Source organism: Ponticoccus sp. (in: a-proteobacteria), assembly GCF_048381735.1.
Map to the genome: position 1 here is coordinate 137,646 of NZ_JBLXGL010000010.1, position 17,125 is coordinate 154,770.

Here is a 17,125-nt window from a genome sequence, read left to right on the forward strand (position 1 = left end):
TGTTCAGCGTGCCAATTTTGATTTGGCTTCTTGACGCCGGTCGGTCCTGCGTGATTTCATTGGTCTACTGTCGACAATATGGTGGCTACCTTGGTGCAGGATAAGTTCTCTTGTCAAGAAGCACGGAACCCGGAGCGCGGGGATAGGCGGCAATGAACAACGGGGGGGTGACTGTGGGAGAGAGAAATGAGCGCCTGTACGGTGAACGGAAAACGCAAGCGTGGCGCGACAATGTCGGCCTGGCTTGTGACAACATCTGAGGGGCGGAACGGATGTCGACTTTCCTGATACGACGGCTCTGGCAGAGCGTGATTGTGATCATCGGTGTGACACTGATCAGCTTCGTTTCGCTTCAAATCGGAGGCGATCCGACCTACCTCTTTGTGTCCGAGGCCGCCAGTGCCGAGGAAATCCAAAGGGCGCGCGAGGCGCTGGGGTTCGATAAACCGCTGTATGTGCAATACCTCAGCTTCCTGTGGGATGTGCTTCATGGCGATTTCGGCACATCGCTCAGCTATCGCCAGCCGGCGATGGACGTGGTCCTGACCGCCATGCCGGCGACCATCGAGCTTACCGTCTTCTCGCTGGTTCTGGCCATTGCCCTGTCGATCCCGCTTGGCATCTACTCGGCGTTGAAGCGCGGCAAGCCGGTTGATGGCGGCATCATGACATTTGCCATGCTGGGGCAATCGATTCCCAACTTCTGGATGGGGATCATGATGATCATGTATCTGGGGCTGTATCTCAGCTGGTTCCCGATCTCGGGGCATGTGCCATTCCTGAAGCCCCTGTTGGAGGGCGACTTTTCCACCGCCTTCGGAAACCTGCCGAGCAGCCTTTACTACATGGTCATGCCGGCAGTTGCCGTGGGCTCCTACACTTTGGCGCGCAACGCGCGGCTGGTGCGCTCGTCTATGCTCGAAGTGTTGCAGCAGGACTACGTGCGCACCGCCCGCTCCAAGGGCATCCCCGAGCGGCGGGTGATCGTGCATCACGCTCTGCGCAATGCCTGGCTGCCGGTGGTCACGATGATCGGGTTGGAGTTCGGTTTCCTGCTGGGCGGCGTGGTCGTGGTCGAGACGGTATTCTCCTATCCCGGCATCGGGCGCCTCGTTTTCAACGCGATCAACCAGCGGGACATTCCCGTGGTCCAGGCGTCTGTGATCCTGCTTGCGGTGATCTTCATCCTGCTGAACCTGATCGTCGATCTTATCTACTCGCGCCTTGATCCGCGCGTGAAGCTCTGAAGGGGGCGAACATGGCAAATGTCGAACCAACGGTACGGATGAAGATGGCACCGGCACGCCGGGTGTCACACCGGCAGCGGGAACTGCGCCGTGCCTTCGCCAGCCTCGTGGACAGCCGATGGGCGTTGGTGGGAATGCTGATCCTTTTCGTGGTGACATTCGTGGCGATCTTCGGATCATGGCTGGCCCCCTTTGATCCGAACCGGCAGAACATCATCATGCGCCTGATGGAGCCGGGCGCCGAGGCCGGGCGCGGCGGCACATACTGGCTGGGATCCGACCATCTGGGCCGGGACGTGTTGTCGCGGCTGCTTTACGGGGCGCGGGTGTCACTGCTGGTGGGGGTCGCGGCCATCGTGGTCGGCGGGACGCTGGGCACGATGCTTGGCCTGGTCTCGGGCTACTTCGGGGGCTGGGTCGACGACGTCATCATGCGTCTGGGGGATATCCAGCTGGCCTTTCCCTTCATCCTGCTTGCGATCATGTTCCTGGTCGTGCTCGGGCCGGGACTGGGAAACATCATCCTCGTGCTGGGTATCGGGCAGTGGATCACCTATGCCCGGATCGTGCGCGCCCAGACGCTCAGCCTCAAGGAAAAGGAGTTTGTCGAGGCCGCGCGCGCAATGGGTGACGGCACGCTCTCGATCCTGTTCCGTACCATCCTGCCGAACATCATCGCGCCGCTGACGGTCATCGCCTCCTTCAACGTCGCCAGCGTGATCCTGTCGGAAGCGGCCCTGTCCTTCCTTGGGCTGGGGGTGCCGCCGGACGTGCCGACCTGGGGGTCGATGCTGTCCGAAAGCCGGGATCACCTGCTGTCCAACAAGTGGTGGCTGGCCGTCTTCCCGGGGATGGCAATTGTCTTCACGGTGCTTGCCTTCAATATCATCGGCGACTGGTTGCGCGATTTCCTCGACCCGAGGCTCAAGGAAAACAGCTGACGCGGGCTGAAAGGGAATGAAAAGGCGAAGGCCGCGCGAACTGTTCGCGCGGCCTTTTTGCATGGCGCCCGGCGCTGTCTAGGATGCGGAGGTCGTGTGGGGATCGTCCAGATCATCGAAGGAGCCGGAGTTCATCCGGTAGAGCCGGGCGTAAAGACCGCCCCGCGCCACCAGCTGATCGTGGTTGCCCTGCTCGTGGACCTGACCCTCGCGCAGCACGACAATGCGGTCGGCGTTGCGGATGGTGGCCAGCCGGTGCGCGATGACCAGTCCGGTCCGCCCTGCAAGCAGCGTGGCAAGCGCCGACTGGATCTGGCGCTCGGTCTGGCTGTCGATCGAGGCGGTTGCCTCGTCCAGCACCAGAATGGGTGCATCGGCGACAAGCGCGCGGGCAAAGCTGATCAGCTGCCTCTGGCCCAGCGAGAGAGAGCCGCCGCGTTCGCCAAGCATCGTGTCGTAGCCTTCCGTCATCGCCGTGATGAAGCCATGCGCCCCCACGGCGCGGGCGGCGGCCTCGATGTCCTGGCGGGTGGCATCGCTTTTGTTGTAGCGGATGTTCTCGTAGACCGAACCGCTGAAGAGCACCGGCTCTTGCAGCACCATGGCGACCGCCCGTCCGAGCGATTCCTGCGTTATGTCACGCACATCCATGCCGTCGATCACCACCGCGCCGCCCTGAACGTCGTAGAACCGTTTCAACAGTGCCATGGCGCTGGATTTGCCGGACCCGGTGGGGCCGACCAGCGCGACGGTTTCGCCCGGCCGGACACGAAAGCTCACCCCCTTGAGCACCGGGTGATCCGGGTTGTAGCCGAAATGCACCTCCCGGAATTCGATGTCACCCCGCAGCGGCGCGGGCAGTTCCCGCGCATCGTCGGTATCGGTGATCGCCAGCGGGACGTCGAGCACCTCGATCAGGCGTTGGCCCGAGGCCATGGCGCGTTGCATGACAGAGTACTGTAAGGTCAGAGAGCGGATCGGGTCGAAGAACCGCTGAACATAGAACAGGAAGGCCACGAGCACACCGACTTCGATATGGCGTTCCAGCACCAGCGTCCCGCCCAGCACGATGACAACGGCCATGGCAAATCCGGTCAGGCTGTCGACGATCGGAACCATGACCTGTGCAATCCGCGAGGCGCGGGCATGGGCGTTCAGCGTGCTTCTGGCCTTGTCGTCATAAAGCGTGAGGTTGACGGCCTGCCGGTTGCTGGCCTGGACCGTCCTGACGCCGTGGATGGCCTCGGCAAGGGCGCCATTTGTCGCCGAGTTCGCCTCGTGCGCGACCACAAAGGCCTCGCGCGCCCGTGGCAGCCAGACGACGCGGACGATGAACAGCACCGGCAGCACGCTGAGTGTGAGCAGGCCAAGCTGCCAGTCGAGCATGAGCATGGCCGTCACGATCCCCACCAGAAGCGCGAGGTCGCCCACAGACAGAACGGAGGTTTCCAGGAACTCCTGCATCGCGTTCACGTCGCCCTGCAACCGGGACATCAGCCGACCGACCTCGGTCTTGTCGAGGAATGACAGCGAGACGCGCTGGAGATGACCGAACATCGCCGTGCGCAGGTCGAACAGGACGTTTTCCGCGACGCGGCCGACGGTGTTTTCCTGCAGGTAGCTCGCGGTGAAATTGATCGCCGTCACCACGAGGAAGGCGATCATGGCATGGGTCAGGGCGTTTTCGGTGCCGGGCTGGCCGCTCATCCCGGTGTCGATGGCATAAAGGGCAATCAGCGGAATGGCGAGCTGGGTGCCGGTGAAGGCGAGGACGGCTGCGACCGACACCCAGACCTGACGCCTGTAGGGTCGGACGAAATCCCAGATCCGCGCAACCGTGCTGCGGTCGAAGACGCGGCCGAACAGATCGCGTTCGATGCGGAAGGAGCCGACAACGGCACGGGGCGGGCGGCGACCGTCGTCACGGATGTCATTGCGTTCTACTTCCAGTTCTTCGGCCATGGTCACTCTGCCTCGGTCCCTGGCGCCGTCCCGGCACCGAATTGCAATTCATGAAGTGCCGCGTAGCGTCCGCCAAGCGCCAGCAGCGCGGCATGGGTGCCTGTTTCGACGATGCGCCCGTTCTCCATCACGAGAATGCGGTCCGCGTGCATCAGTGAGCTGAGGCGATGGGCAATGATGATGGTGATCCTGTCGCCCGCCGTGGCGGTCACGGCCTTGCGAATGCGGGCTTCGGTGCCCGCGTCGATTGCGGCGGTGGAATCGTCGAACACCAGGATCTCGGGATCCAGCAGCAGGCTCCGTGCGATGTTCATGCGTTGGCGTTGCCCGCCGGAAAGCGACACGCCCCGTTCACCGACCGCGGTTTCATAGCCGTCCGGCAGACCGGCGACGAACTGGTCGAGTTCCGCACGGTCGCTGGCCCGCCGCACCGCCTCGCGCGTGGCCCAGGGGTCGCCGTAGGCAATGTTGTTCTCAAGGGAGGTGGTGAAGAGAAAGGAATCCTGCTGCGTCACCACGACCGCGCGGCGCAGCGAGCCAAGCGATACGTCGCGGATGTCCTGTCCGTCGATCAGGATTCGCCCCCGATCCGGATCGTGGTAGCGCGCGATCAGATGCGCGAGCGTGCTCTTGCCGCTGCCCGGCGGCCCGATCAGACCGATGGTCTCGCCGCGTCGCGCCTCGAAAGAGATGCCATCCAGCGAGGTTCTTTCCGCGTCCGGGTAGCTGTAGGTGAGGTCCTCGACCACCAGGCGTCCCTGTTCGACCTTCAGATCGGGGGCGCCGGTGCGGCTGGAGATCGCCGGCTCGAGATCCAGAAGCGCAAACAGCCGTTCGCCGCAGGTTGCCGTGCGCGCGAATGAGTTCACCAACATTCCCAGCTGGCGCACCGGCATCTGGAGGATCGTCATGAAGGTCAGGAAGGAGGTCAGCGTGCCGACCGTGATCTCGCCGGACCGGACCATTCCGCCCCCGACCCAGAGGACCAGCCCCATCGCGATCAGGAAGGAAAAGGTCATCGCCGACGTGTTGCGGACCCTGATGCCCACCCGGTCATGTGCAAGGGTCAGGGCACGCGCGGATACGGCATGGTATTTTTCCATTTCGTAGGGCTGGGCGCCGAAGGCCTGGACGACCCGCGTCGAGGAGAGGTTTTCCTCCATCACCCGGCTGAGATCGGACAGCCTGTCCTGAAGCTCCAGCCAGGTGCCCCGCAGGCGCAACTGGGTCACCGAGGACCGCCAGGCGACGAAGGGCACGAAGCTGAGCGCGAGAAGCCCCAGTGTCAGCGACGTGGATAACAGCATGTAGCCGCCAAGACCGATAAGCAGCGTCAGCAGGATCAGCCGTATCAGCCCGGTCGAGAAGAACATCCGCACCGCTTCCAGATCGAGCATCCCAAGGGTGATCAGATCCCCCGAATGCATGCGATTGTGGAACTCGAAGCTGAGGTTCTGGATGCGGTCGTAATAGGCCAGCCGCAGGGCATAGGCCGTCTGGTGCCCGACATATTCGCTGAAGTAATTCTGAAGGGTGGTAAAGAACCCGCGCAGCACCGAGGCCCCGAGCACAAGACCCGCAGTGATCGCAAGGGCCCGGACCGCGCCGTCATTCCCCGCGCCGGTCAGGCCCTGGGTCTGGTCGACGGCCCGCCCCAGCAGGACCGGGATCGCCAGCTGCATGGCCGCGGCGAGGGCGGTCGCCAGCGCCGCCGTCGCGACCGCGCCGCGATGGCGCAAGGCCAGGCGCGTGACCCGTGCAATGTTGCGCATTCCGTCCGACCAGGATGCTGTGTCGGCAGGCTGCATGACCTCGGCAGGTGATGGCATCTCGCTGTCTCCCATGATGTGTGCCGACACGCACCGATCCGCCCGACCGGCGGTCGGGCGGATCTGGCAGTTCGTCGAGTATCGCCGCCCGGATATGGCCCGCGCGGCGACCTGTTCAGCCCGGGACGACGAATTGTCCGCCGCCCGGTTTGCCTGTGACCGTGCCGTCGGCATAGACCGTGCGGCCCGCCAGAAGGGTGCGCCGCAGCTTGCCCCGAAAGCGCCGCCCCTCCCACAGGTGGGCCACGTCGCGGGCGTGGCTGACGAGCGATCCGAGGGTCACCTCTGTCGTGCCCTTCAGGTCCACCAGCGCGACATCCGCATCCGCGCCGGGAAGAAGGCTGCCCTTCGCGGGGAACAGCCCGTAGCGCCGCGCGCCATTGGCGCAAATCAGGTCATGCGCCCGTTTCAGATCCATCCGCCCCGCCGCGACGGCATCCAGCATCGCGGGCAGGATCGTCTCGATCCCGGGCGAGCCCGGCGGGGCGGCAAAGAAGTCCCCCTCGGCGGCCTGCTTCTCGGCTTGGGCGAAGGGCGCGTGATCGGTGGTCACGTAGTCGATGATCCCGTCCGAAATCGCCTGCCACAGGGCCTCCTGGTCGGCCTGCGTGCGGATGGGCGGGTTGACCTTTGCATAGACGCCCGCACGGTCCACATCCTTTTCGGTCGCGAAGAGGTATTGCGGACAGGTCTCTGCCGTGAAGTCCGACGTACCGGCAAAGGCGCGCAGCACGGCCACGGTTTCGGCGCTGGTGACATGGGCGATGTGCAGCCTGGCCTGGGCGGTGATGTTCATCGCCAGCAGTTTCGCGACCGCGACACTTTCGCAGACCGCGGGTCGTGCCCGGTTGTGGGTATAGCCGCTGCCCGGATCGAGCTCCGCGCGCGCCTGTGCCTCGAAATGTCCCAGGAGGTCGGCGCTTTCGGCATGAACCACCAAAGGACGCCCGGTCCCGGCCAGAAGGCGCAGGGCGCGATACTGGTCGTCCTCATGCGGGAAGGCCAGCCCGTCGAATTCGTCGCCCCGGCCCGGCGGGGCGGGGGTGGTGAAGATCTTGAAGGCGACCGCCCCCTGTTCGAGAAACCGGTCACGGGTGGCAGGCGCAAGATCGCCCGGCGCGGCGTAGAGGGCGAAATCGACAACCGCGTTTTCCGCGAAATGCTTGCGGCGCCGGTCGAATTCCTCGGGGGTCGAACAGCAGGGCTTGGAGATCGGCATTTCGAACAGGGTGGTCACGCCGCCGGCGGCGGCGGCGCGGGTCTCTGACTGCACGGTGCCGCGCTCGGGATAGGCCGGTGCGCGTACGTGGAAATGTATGTCGACAATACCGGGCAGGGCGACCTGCCCGGTGGCGTCGATGGTCTCGTCCGCGTCCGGCGCGGTGCCGGGGGCATAGACCCCCGCCACCTTGCCATTCGCCAACCCCAGGTCGACGCGATGCAGCCCGTCGGGCAAGAGCACCTCTCCGCCCTTGATCACCGTGGCGAGCCGGGTCATTTCAACCCCAGCTCGGTCAGCGCCTGTGCCACACCGTCAAGGTTCGTCAGATGCATCGAGGCGTAGTTCGGCGACAGCACGACACCGTGCCCGCCCGCGCGATAGGTAGCCATGACAGAGCGGTAGGCGATGTCCGGTGTGCATTTCGCCTGATCCTCACGCACGCGCGGTGCGTCGATCCCAAGCCCCATGTAGACTTTCGCCCGTCCATGCACCCCGGTCAGCGCATCCGCGCATTGGCCAAAGACATAGCTGTCTGGGTCCATGCCCTCCTGGATCACCCGGTCTAGGGGTGCTTCGCGCAGGCCCAGGATATTGCTCAGGACCGCCGCAGCGGCGACCGGGTCGAAATCGCGCAGGATGGTCTGATGGAAGAAGCCGAACTCCTTGTGCCAGATTTCGCCTGCCTGGTGCTGGTAGGTGATCGGCTTGACCCAGTCCGCGTACATGGTCTGCTCGGCCCATGGCCATTGGGCGCGGCGGAACAGGTTGAAGTGGTTACGGTTCCAGACGTTCAACCCGAAGGGAAGCGACGGTTTGCACCATTTCACCAACCCGTAGAGTTCGCGGTCGAGATCCTTGTTCCGCTCCAGCCAGAAGCGTTCCCATATCAGGATTTCCGGGTTTTCCATCAGGACCCGCAGGAAGGTGATGAACGCACCGTCGTCGAACTCTTCGCCCGCGATGGCGGCCTGCATGAACTCGTACATCTTGATAAGACCGCGGCGGCAGGCCTCGACATCGACCCCCCGGCGCAGGGCTTCGGCGCGGGACGCTTCGGAAAAGTCACCTGGCGCCTGACCCTGTATGAGCTGATCGAGAGGCGAGTTGCGTTCGTTGCACCACATCAGCCCGTCGATGTCGTAGCGCCGGACCTGGTCCTCGATCATCGAATGCATCCAGGTCCGGTAGTCGGGGTTCGATGTCGAGGGTTCGTCCTTGCGGCGCCCGAACACATCGACCTCCATCACCTGAGCGAGGTTCGGGATGTCGATGGAATTGACCGACCCATGGCCGGCGTATTTGAAGAAGGGTTCCATCAGTTCGGGATAGACCAGCATTCCCCGCTTCTTCGCCTCCGGGATGACGAGGTCGAGAATGTCGATTCCCCGCATCTCTTCGTCCTTGGCGCGGAAATCCTTGATCAGGGTGTTCTGGTAGTAGCGCGGGTCGGGGTCGAAATAGGCCCCGCCCTGCATGGTGAAGGGCTCAGGCGTCCCGTGGTCCGGCCAGCCGTCGAGCTTGTGGCTGATCGAGCGTCCGGTCTTGAGGCCCAGCCATGATACGGTGCCGAGCATCAGCACGTTCACGCCCACGCGCTCCTTGAGCGTGTCGAGCACCGTCTCGACGCCCTCGTCGATGAAGCTGATCGGGCTGACCTGGATGCCGACGAATTTCTCGGCGGGGTCGGGCTTGTGTCTGGAGGTCATGCGGCACCTTTCTTGCGGGTTTCGATAAAGCCCGCGATGCGCCGCATGGCTTCGCGGATGAGGTCGAGCGGCTGAAGATAGGAAATGCGGATGAAGTCGCTGTCCGGCTCTCCGAACATGTCGCCGGGAAAGACCATCACACCGGTTTCCCGCAGGAGTGCCTCGCAGAAGGGCTTGCCCTTCATGCCGGTCGAGGAAATGTTCGTGTAGACATAGAACGCACCGCCGGGCGCGCCGAAGCTCAGCCCCATCTCGTCCAGAGTCTGCATCAGATAGGCGCGCCGGGCCGAGTAGTCCTCGTACATGCTGTGCATATCGTCCTGCGGCCCGGTCAGCGCCGCAAGCGCCGCGAACTGGCTGACGGTGCAGGTGTTGATCGAAAGCGTGTGCCGTGGCTCGGTCAGCTTGGCGACAAAATCCGCCGGGGCGGCCATGTAGCCGACGCGCCAACCGGTCATCGCATAGGTCTTGGAAAACCCGTTCAGCGTGATCGTGCGCTCTTTCATGCCGGGCAGGGTGGCAATCGAGAGATGCTCGTGCGGGGGGTAGATCAGCTTGGCATAGATCTCGTCCGCCACGATCAGGATGTCATGTTTCACGGCGAGATCGGCAATCTTGCGGATCACGTCGGGCGGCGTCACCGCGCCGGTCGGATTGTTCGGCGAGACCAGCACGAACATCCGCGTCCGGTCCGTTATCCTGGCCTCGATCTCGTCCGGGTTCAGCGCAAAGTCGTCTTTTTCATGGGTCGGCACCGGCACCGGGACGCCGCCACACAGATGAACGGCCGTGTCGTAGGTGGTGAAGCGGGGGCTGGTGATCAGCACCTCGTCGCCGTCGCGCACGAGACCCAGCATGCACAGCATGATGGATTCCTGCACGCCCGCGGTCACCACGATTTCGTCGGCGGAATAGCCAAGGCCATAGTCCGCCGCGAGGGTGTCGGCGATCGCCTGCCTGAGCTGCGGCAGGCCGGTCGGCCCGGTGTAGTGGTGCTGGTTGTCATCGATCGCGGCCTTCGCGGCCTCGGTGACATGGTGTGGTGTGTGAAAGTCCGGGTCGCCGCGGCCAAGCGCAATCACGTCCTTCAGGTCGGCGGCGATGCCCAGCATTCTGGTGCGAAAAGAGCCGTCTTCTTCGACGATACGCGGCGCCAGACGGTTTGCCAAAAGCGATTGATCGGTCATCAGTACATCCTCTTGCCGTCGATAAAGGTCATCCCGACACGTTCCAGCGCCGCGAGATCCCGGTCGGGCTGGCCGTCGACAACGATCAGATCGGCGCGTTTCCCGGCCTCCAGCGTGCCAAGATCCTCCCCCAGACCGTTCAGCACGGCGGCCCGGGCGGTGATGGCGCGCAGGGCGTCCATGTTGTCGGGGCAGACGCCGACCTCGACCATGAAACCCAGTTCGGGGACGATGCGGTCATGTTCGACGGCGGGGCTGCCCGCATCGGTGCCGAAGACGATGGGAACGCCGGCTTTCGCGGCGCGTACCAGCCCGTCGAAGCGCGCCTTGTCCGCGACCGCGCGCTTGCGCTCGGCGATCTTCCATTCCGGTATGCCGAAGCGGCGTGCGATCTCTTCGTTGGCCTGGATCACCAGCGCCGAAAAGGTGGTGACAATCGGCAACTTGCGGTCCAGCAGAATGCCGATCGTCTCGTCGGTCATAGACCCGCCATGCTCGATACAGTCGATGCCGAATTCCGCGACCCGCTTGATGCAATCGTTGTAGGTGGCATGCGCGGTGATCGGCAGGCGGTTGCGATGCGCCTCGTCGATGACGGCATGCAGCTCGTCGTCGGTGAATTCCAGCGTGTCGTGGCAGGCCATGATCTTGATCAGGTCGGCGCCGCGCTTGACCTGGTCGCGCACGGCGCGGCGCATTTCGTCGGCCCCGGACGCTTCCCGGCAGACCCAGTAGGTGTGACCGCCGGTCTGGATGATGGATTCACCCGAGACCAGCAGGCGCGGCCCCGGGAAGATACCCTGCGCAACGGCCTGCTTGGTGAAAAGGTTGGCGTCGTGAACGCCAAGATCGCGCACCAGGGTGATACCGGCGCGGAGCGACTTGAGCATATTGCCCGCCGCCTTGTAGGCGCGGATTTCCGGGGCGTCGAACATCGATTGCTGCGACAGCTCGTGAATGCCGTCCCAGCTGAGGTGGGCATGGCTGTTCATCAGGCCGGGCATGATCGTCTTGCCGCCGGTGTCGACGACCTCGGCCCCGTCCGGCGCGGTTGTGAGGTCGGCACGTCGGCCAACGGCGGCGATCTTGCCCTCTTTCACATGGACAAAGCCGTCCTCGATGATCTCGTCACCGACGGCTGTCAGGATCCGGCCGTAGAACAGGCGATCCGGTGCCGGTTCGTCGAACATGCGCTTGGTGATTTTCTGGTAGTGCCAGGCGGCTGGTTCGGGCATCTCTCTCTCCCTTGATGCAATCTTGTCAGAGCGCGACGATGCGCGCGTCGATGGGAACCTGGCTCTGGAAGCGCGAGGGAATCTCGACGCCGTCCCTGTCCAGGATCATCGTGTTGATGGTGCGGTAGCCGTCCCGCCCGGGCCGGTAGACGCCGGGCTCGTTTGAAAAGACCATGCCCGGCGCCACGCGGGTTTCGTCCCCCGGGGCGAGCCAGGGCGCTTCATGGCCTTCAAGGCCCATCCCGTGCCCGATGCGATGCCGGATCGCGTCCGTCAGTCCGGCCTTGCGCAACTCGTCCAGCGCGGCTTCGTTGATGCGGGTTCCGGTCTCGCGCGCCGCCAGGGCGGCGGCGCCGGCATCGTTGCAGGCCTTCATGGCGGCCATGATCTGCCGCTGTTCGGCGGTGCTCTCGCCAACGATCAGGGTCGCCCCGCTCTCGGCATGGTAGCCTCCCAGATGGCCGCCGATCCCGGCGACAAGCGTCTCTGAGCGTTGCGGCACGCGGTTCAGAACCTGCCCGTGGGGCAGGGCGGCACGCGGCCCGGAATGCACCGATGCCGTGATGCCGAGTGGTGTGCCGGAAAAGGCGTGGCCATGGGTCCGGGCAAGGGCGCTGCGAGCGTGGTCCATGGCATCCGCCATGAGGTCCTGTTCCGTGCCCCCCTGCGAGATGATGTCGCCGGCGCTGTCCAGCAGGCGAAACAGGAAGAGATCCGCAAACCGTGCCGCTTCGCGCGTCAGGGCCAGTTCCTCGGGCGTCTTGATCGCGCGAACCGCCATCGCATGATCGACGAGGTCAATCCGTGTGGCGCGCGCGCGGGCGGGGTCGAGAAGGCGCGCGTCCAGGCGGTCGATGCCGACGGCGCATGACCCGATCTCGTCGAGCATCCACAGGACCGGTTCGGTTTCTCCGGGAAACTCCGCGTAGCAGCGCAGATCGGGGATCGCGGGGATCGCGGCATTCTCGCGTTCCAGCTCGGGCATGAACAGGACCGGCTCTGCCTCGACCGGCAACCAGACGGCCATTGGCCGTTCGTTGGCGGACAGGAACAGCCCCGTGGCATAGGCGATGTTCGGGGCGTGGCAGAGGAGCAGGCCGTCAAGTCCTGCCCCCTGCGCCCGTGCGCGCAACCGGTCCCGCGCCGCTGAATGGAAGGCCCCGTCCAGCGGCCTAAGTTCGGGCATGGTCACAGCGTGTCACCCGTATAGGGGCCCAGTTCGCGCAGTTCCTGCTTGATGCCAAGCTCTTCGGCCAGCAGCCTCATGTCAGCCAGCACCGCGTCGTCCAGCGGCACGCCGTTCCGGGACTTGGCGGCTACCCGGCGCGCTTCCTGTTCACCGGGTACGAGGATCTCTTCGACGCCGGGACGCCTTGCACGCGATTTCGCCATGTCGACGAATTCGCCCATGCGCCGGGCATAATCGGCGGGCTCCATGAACCAGCTGATGTCGATGGCTTGGAAGTAATGCGAGACGTCGAGCTTCTGCGGGTCCGAATAGGGGGTCAGGCCAAAACCGCCGCCCGACAGAACGCCGGTCATCGCATCGGACATGAAGGCGAGCCCATACCCCTTGTGTCCGCCGATCGGCAGCAGAGGCCCCATCATGGCCGCCGTGGGATCGTCGGTCTCATGGCCCTCCGGCGTGATGGCCCAGTCGAGGGGCATCTTCTTGCCCTCGCGCTCGTGCCATTTCATCATGCCCTTGCCCGCCGTGGTCAGCGCGATGTCGAGCACGACCGGAAACCCCTTGTCGGAAGGCGCGGCGATCGACCACGGATTGGTCCCCGTCACCCCTTCGCGCCCGCCATGGGGGGCCATCTCGGGCCCGGCGTTTGTAAAGGCCATGCCGATGCAATCGTGCTCCAGCGCCTGACAGGCGTGAACGGCGCTCGATCCGTAATGTGTCGAGTTGCGCACGATCACGGTGCCGATCCCGTTGGCTTTCGCCTTGTCGATGGCCAGCCGCATGGCCTTGGCCGCGGCCACGGTGCCGATCCCGTTATGGGCATCGACGATGGCCAGCGCCGGGCCTTCCTTCACCACCGACCAACCGGCGCGAGGATTGACCTCACCGTTGCCGATGCGCTGCTGGTAGCGGCGCAGACGCATCACGCCCTGACCCTGACCGGGGTGAAAGCGCAGCTCTGAAAAGACAAGCGCATCGGCGAAGATCCCGGCATCCTCCTTCGTCAGCCCCAGGGCGACAAAGCCCTCGGCGACGAAGGCGCGCAGGTCCTCCTTGTTCACGTTCGTCATGGGAATACGTCGATCATCCATCAGGCCGTCAGCTCCAGCAGGGTTGCGATGTTTGTCTCGGGGGCATGGAAGGCGCCAAGCTGGCCTGCGGGTGCCGTCATCACCACGGTCATGCCGGGGCCGTAGCCCGCGCGGGGTCCGTCGGTCTGACCGACGATGCCGATGCTCATGGCGCCGCGCAGGTAGCCGTGATTGTAGCGGCTGTCGGTATCGGCGATTGCCACGACGTCACCCAGCCGCAGCGCGTCCAGGCCGTGTTTCGCCAGTTCCGCGCGATCGGTCGACTGCATGTGCAGCGATCCACCTTCCGAGGTGAGGCCCGCCCCGGCGCCGACCATGTGCGGGGGCACGGTCGCGACGACGCCGATTTTCAGCACCCCGTCCTCGACTTTCTTGGGCAGCGCATCGAACAGCGCGGGAGCGATCGACTTGATGGCCACCTCGGGGTGATCGGGCAGGGCAAGACCGACACCCTCGGCACGCACGACGATCAGGTCATCCACGGCCATCTTGCGCCGGGTCTCATCGTCGAAATGCACGATGACCTGGTCCGAAAAGCGCCCCGACTTGCCGGTGACGACGCCCTGCGCGCCGCGGGCGGCTCCGCTTGCGACCGTGGCCCGGTTGCCGACGCAGGCAAAGACGTTGAGGCCGCGGTTCTTGTTGCCGTCGGGATGCGCGATGCTGACCGATGGATGGATGCAGTCGCCGGTCCAGCCAAAGGCGCTGTCGCCGACCGAGACATTGTAGACGATGCCGCCGAACGTGGGCCAGAGGAAGGGCCGGCCTTCCGAGGTCAGGCGATAGGGTTCGGCGGGCAGGGCGCCCATCGAGGGGTTGGCCGCGCGGCCGGATACGGACACGGCGACGACGTCGGCCGCATTGGTCTTGATGGTCATTCTCAGTCTCCCAGTCCGAGTTGGCAGGCGATGTTGGCGTTCGGGTCGATGCTGAAATCGATGCAGCCGTCAGGGGCGGACATCAGGGTCAGTATGCCCGGACCGTGCCCGGTCATGATCGAGTCGCCGTGGATGCAGAGGCAGATGGACACCGCGCCTTCGCGATAGCTGCGGCCCCAGTGGTGATCGGCGTGGCGAATGGCGATCACGTCACCCAGCCGCATCTGATCGATGCCGAGTTCGGCCATCAGCGCGCGATCTCCGGACATCAGGTCCTGATCGACATATTCCGAGTTCAGCTCGGCGCCCGAGCCCATGATGCGGATCGGAAGCTCCATCGCGACCGGCACGTGCAGCCGTCCGCCCGCCGTCTCGGTGATGCCCATGGCATGCAGCAGGCGGGGGCTCATCTTTTTCAGCGCCACCTGCGGATAGTCGAGCAGCGCCAGCCCCTGTCCGTGCGAGGTGATCTGGATGCGGTCGCCCTCGGCCAGAAGCTCGTGCGTCGCGTCGTCGAACTGCACGAGGATCCGGGCATGTTCCCCGATCACGATGCCTTTCGCGCCGGTTGCGAGGCCCGAGGTAACGACCGCGTCATTGCCGATGCAGTTGAGATAATGCAGCGCGAAATGGCGGCCCTGATCGGCCTCCATGTCGATGGAGACGCCCGGCTCGACGTGATCGCCCGCCCATCCGAACGCGCGGTCGCCGCACCGTACATTGTAGGTCACGCCGAACATGCCGGGCAGCACGGTCGCCTTTCCGTCAGGCCATGGAATGTACTGGCCGGGCCTTACAGAGGGTGTCGTGACCGCCCCCGTAATCGCCATCTCGACCAAGGTCGATTCGTTGGTTTTCAGGCTCTTCATTTTCGCGTGCGTCCTCCTTGCAGGCATGTGGCTCGGGTTTTTGTGTTGACTTATCGCTGATCAATTGCCACCAGTAGATTGTCGACATTGATAACCTGATGGGATACATGAGCAGGGCAGATAGTCAAGCGTCGGGGTCGGAAGTCGCGTTTCGCGGCGACGAAAACCGGAAAATCGAACGAAAATAACGAGGGAAATCAAAGCGCCATGAGCTACGCCGATCTGATCGAAGTAAACGGACGGGTGAACGACTTTCTGAATGCCGGGTCCATCCTGTCCTGGGATGCGCGCACCATGATGCCCAAGTCCGGTGGCGAAACCCGGGCCAAGCAGATGGCGACGCTCGCCGTGGCGGCCCGCGACCTGCTTTGTTCCGATGGCATGAAGCGTGCGCTTGACGGTGCGGAAAAGGAGGTCGCGGGCAAGGCGCCTGACGCGCCGGAGGTCAGGGTCGTCGCGGCCGTGCGCGAGGCCATCGACTACCACGAGCGCATTCCGTCCGCGCTTCTGAGTCGGAAGACGGAAATGGGCGCAGCCAATCATCACGTCTGGGCCGAGGCGCGGGCGACCGCTGATTTTTCGCTCTTTGCGCCGGCGCTGACGCAAATGGTCGAGATCAACCGCGAGATCGCCGAGGCGATCGGCTACGAAGACCATCCCTACGATGCGCTGATGTACCGGTTCGAACCGGGGACAACCACGACACAACTGAAGACGCTGTTCGGTCGACTGCGGGAGGGTATGCTGCCGCTCGTGCGCCAGATCGCCGAGGCCGAGCAGCCGCGGTCCGATTTCCTGGCCCGCACGTATCCCGTCGAGGACCAGATGGCCGTCGCGCTGAAGATGGCCGAGCGGATCGGTTACGACACGGCGCGCGGGCGCCTGGACACCACGATGCACCCCTTCGAGATTTCCTTCACGCGAAACGACGTGCGGATCACCACGCGCGTGAACCCGGAATACATGCCCATGTCCCTGTTCGGCGCCCTGCACGAGGCCGGTCATGCCATGTATGAACAAGGCGTCGATCCGGCCTATACGCGGACCCCGCTGGCGACGGATCTGGTCGGGCTCTATGCGGTGGGCGGTGTCAGCTTTGGCGCCCATGAATCCCAGTCGCGCCTGTGGGAGAACCACGTCGGACGCTCGCGCGCCTTCTGGCGCAACCATTTCCCGGACCTCCAGAAGGCCTATTCCGGAACGCTGGACGACGTGACAGATGAAGAATTCTACCGTGCCGTCAACCGTTCGCAGCCGAGCTTCATCCGTGTCGAGTCGGACGAGCTGACCTATGATTTCCACATCATGGTGCGCGTCGAACTGGAAAGCCGCCTTGTCGAGGGAAGTCTGGAGGTCAAGGATCTTCCCGAGGCCTGGAACGCCGCGATGAAGGCGTACCTCGGGGTCGATGTGCCCGACGATGCCAAGGGCGTCCTGCAGGACGTGCACTGGTCGTCGGGCCAGATCGGGACGTTCTGCAACTACACGATCGGCAACATCATGGCGGCCCAGCTCTTCGAGACGGCCAAGGAACAGAAGCCGGGGATCGGGGCCGCGCTCGATGCCGCCGATTATGCACCGCTTCGCGACTGGCTGACCGAGAATATCGCCAGCCATGGCCGTCGCTTCACGCGGGACGAGCTGTTGCAAAAGGCCACGGGCCGCACGCTCGACCCGGAGCCCTATCTTCGCCACCTCACCGCGAAGTTCAGCGAAATCTACGCGTTGGCGGCCTGAGGCCGCCCTGACGACATGCCTTTTGGGAGGGA

The 17,125-nt window shown here is 64.4% G+C and carries 13 protein-coding genes; 3 read left to right on the forward strand and 10 right to left on the reverse strand.

The annotated features are described in order from the left end of the window. The first annotated feature begins 272 nt into the window (after positions 1-272). Entirely contained in the window at positions 273-1,247 is a 975-nt protein-coding gene (locus ACN5KJ_RS16275; RefSeq protein ID WP_206563614.1) for an ABC transporter permease subunit, read from the forward strand. 11 nt (positions 1,248-1,258) lie between these two features. After that, entirely contained in the window at positions 1,259-2,188 is a 930-nt protein-coding gene (locus tag ACN5KJ_RS16280) for an ABC transporter permease (RefSeq protein WP_418595034.1), read from the forward strand. A gap of 78 nt (positions 2,189-2,266) precedes the next feature. Here the strand turns inward: ACN5KJ_RS16280 and ACN5KJ_RS16285 are convergent, their stop codons facing one another. The 10 genes from ACN5KJ_RS16285 to ACN5KJ_RS16330 all read right to left on the reverse strand — a co-directional run bounded on the left by ACN5KJ_RS16285 (position 2,267) and on the right by ACN5KJ_RS16330 (position 15,356). Continuing rightward, entirely contained in the window at positions 2,267-4,150 is a 1,884-nt protein-coding gene (locus ACN5KJ_RS16285) for an ABC transporter ATP-binding protein (RefSeq protein ID WP_418595035.1), read from the reverse strand. Between the two features lie 2 nt (positions 4,151-4,152). Further along, on the reverse strand, positions 4,153-5,979 hold the full coding sequence (locus ACN5KJ_RS16290; RefSeq protein WP_418595036.1) for an ABC transporter ATP-binding protein: 1,827 nt from the start codon (positions 5,977-5,979) through the stop codon (positions 4,153-4,155). A gap of 115 nt (positions 5,980-6,094) precedes the next feature. After that, a complete protein-coding gene (locus ACN5KJ_RS16295; protein ID WP_418595037.1) occupies positions 6,095-7,477 on the reverse strand; it encodes a dihydroorotase in 1,383 nt (460 codons plus the stop codon). Further along, positions 7,474-8,907 (reverse strand): hypothetical protein, encoded by a 1,434-nt coding sequence (locus ACN5KJ_RS16300; RefSeq protein ID WP_418595038.1) that lies wholly within the window; start codon positions 8,905-8,907, stop codon positions 7,474-7,476. The genes ACN5KJ_RS16295 and ACN5KJ_RS16300 overlap by 4 nt, the downstream gene beginning before the upstream one ends. Next, positions 8,904-10,094, reverse strand: a complete 1,191-nt coding sequence (locus ACN5KJ_RS16305; RefSeq protein ID WP_418595039.1) for a pyridoxal phosphate-dependent aminotransferase — start codon at positions 10,092-10,094, stop codon at positions 8,904-8,906. Before ACN5KJ_RS16305 ends, ACN5KJ_RS16300 begins: the two co-directional genes overlap by 4 nt. Next, the gene (locus tag ACN5KJ_RS16310; RefSeq protein WP_418595040.1) at positions 10,094-11,329 is read right to left on the reverse strand and encodes an amidohydrolase family protein; all 1,236 of its coding nucleotides are present in this window, start codon (positions 11,327-11,329) and stop codon (positions 10,094-10,096) included. The genes ACN5KJ_RS16305 and ACN5KJ_RS16310 overlap by 1 nt, the downstream gene beginning before the upstream one ends. A gap of 25 nt (positions 11,330-11,354) precedes the next feature. Beyond that, complete coding sequence (locus ACN5KJ_RS16315; RefSeq protein ID WP_418595041.1) at positions 11,355-12,515, reverse strand: M24 family metallopeptidase; 1,161 nt, start codon at positions 12,513-12,515, stop codon at positions 11,355-11,357. 2 nt (positions 12,516-12,517) lie between these two features. Continuing rightward, positions 12,518-13,588 (reverse strand): Ldh family oxidoreductase, encoded by a 1,071-nt coding sequence (locus tag ACN5KJ_RS16320; protein WP_418595042.1) that lies wholly within the window; start codon positions 13,586-13,588, stop codon positions 12,518-12,520. A 20-nt stretch (positions 13,589-13,608) separates the two neighbouring features. Continuing rightward, positions 13,609-14,487 (reverse strand): DUF4438 domain-containing protein, encoded by an 879-nt coding sequence (locus ACN5KJ_RS16325; protein ID WP_418595043.1) that lies wholly within the window; start codon positions 14,485-14,487, stop codon positions 13,609-13,611. A gap of 2 nt (positions 14,488-14,489) precedes the next feature. Continuing rightward, complete coding sequence (locus ACN5KJ_RS16330; RefSeq protein ID WP_347168582.1) at positions 14,490-15,356, reverse strand: DUF4438 domain-containing protein; 867 nt, start codon at positions 15,354-15,356, stop codon at positions 14,490-14,492. Between the two features lie 207 nt (positions 15,357-15,563). On the opposite strand from ACN5KJ_RS16330, the gene ACN5KJ_RS16335 reads away from it, so the two are divergent. Next, a complete protein-coding gene (locus ACN5KJ_RS16335) occupies positions 15,564-17,093 on the forward strand; it encodes a carboxypeptidase M32 (protein WP_418595044.1) in 1,530 nt (509 codons plus the stop codon). Positions 17,094-17,125 lie beyond the last annotated feature (32 nt).

Coding starts and splice junctions, on each gene's coding strand:
- ACN5KJ_RS16315 (WP_418595041.1), bottom strand. CDS start 12,515: ATGCCCGAACTTAGGCCGCTGGACGGGGCCTTCCATTCAGCGGCGCGG.
- ACN5KJ_RS16295 (WP_418595037.1), bottom strand. CDS start 7,477: ATGACCCGGCTCGCCACGGTGATCAAGGGCGGAGAGGTGCTCTTGCCC.
- ACN5KJ_RS16285 (WP_418595035.1), bottom strand. CDS start 4,150: ATGGCCGAAGAACTGGAAGTAGAACGCAATGACATCCGTGACGACGGT.
- ACN5KJ_RS16280 (WP_418595034.1), top strand. CDS start 1,259: ATGGCAAATGTCGAACCAACGGTACGGATGAAGATGGCACCGGCACGC.
- ACN5KJ_RS16325 (WP_418595043.1), bottom strand. CDS start 14,487: ATGACCATCAAGACCAATGCGGCCGACGTCGTCGCCGTGTCCGTATCC.
- ACN5KJ_RS16310 (WP_418595040.1), bottom strand. CDS start 11,329: ATGCCCGAACCAGCCGCCTGGCACTACCAGAAAATCACCAAGCGCATG.
- ACN5KJ_RS16300 (WP_418595038.1), bottom strand. CDS start 8,907: ATGACCTCCAGACACAAGCCCGACCCCGCCGAGAAATTCGTCGGCATC.
- ACN5KJ_RS16275 (WP_206563614.1), top strand. CDS start 273: ATGTCGACTTTCCTGATACGACGGCTCTGGCAGAGCGTGATTGTGATC.
- ACN5KJ_RS16335 (WP_418595044.1), top strand. CDS start 15,564: ATGAGCTACGCCGATCTGATCGAAGTAAACGGACGGGTGAACGACTTT.
- ACN5KJ_RS16320 (WP_418595042.1), bottom strand. CDS start 13,588: ATGACGAACGTGAACAAGGAGGACCTGCGCGCCTTCGTCGCCGAGGGC.
- ACN5KJ_RS16290 (WP_418595036.1), bottom strand. CDS start 5,979: ATGCCATCACCTGCCGAGGTCATGCAGCCTGCCGACACAGCATCCTGG.
- ACN5KJ_RS16305 (WP_418595039.1), bottom strand. CDS start 10,094: ATGACCGATCAATCGCTTTTGGCAAACCGTCTGGCGCCGCGTATCGTC.
- ACN5KJ_RS16330 (WP_347168582.1), bottom strand. CDS start 15,356: ATGAAGAGCCTGAAAACCAACGAATCGACCTTGGTCGAGATGGCGATT.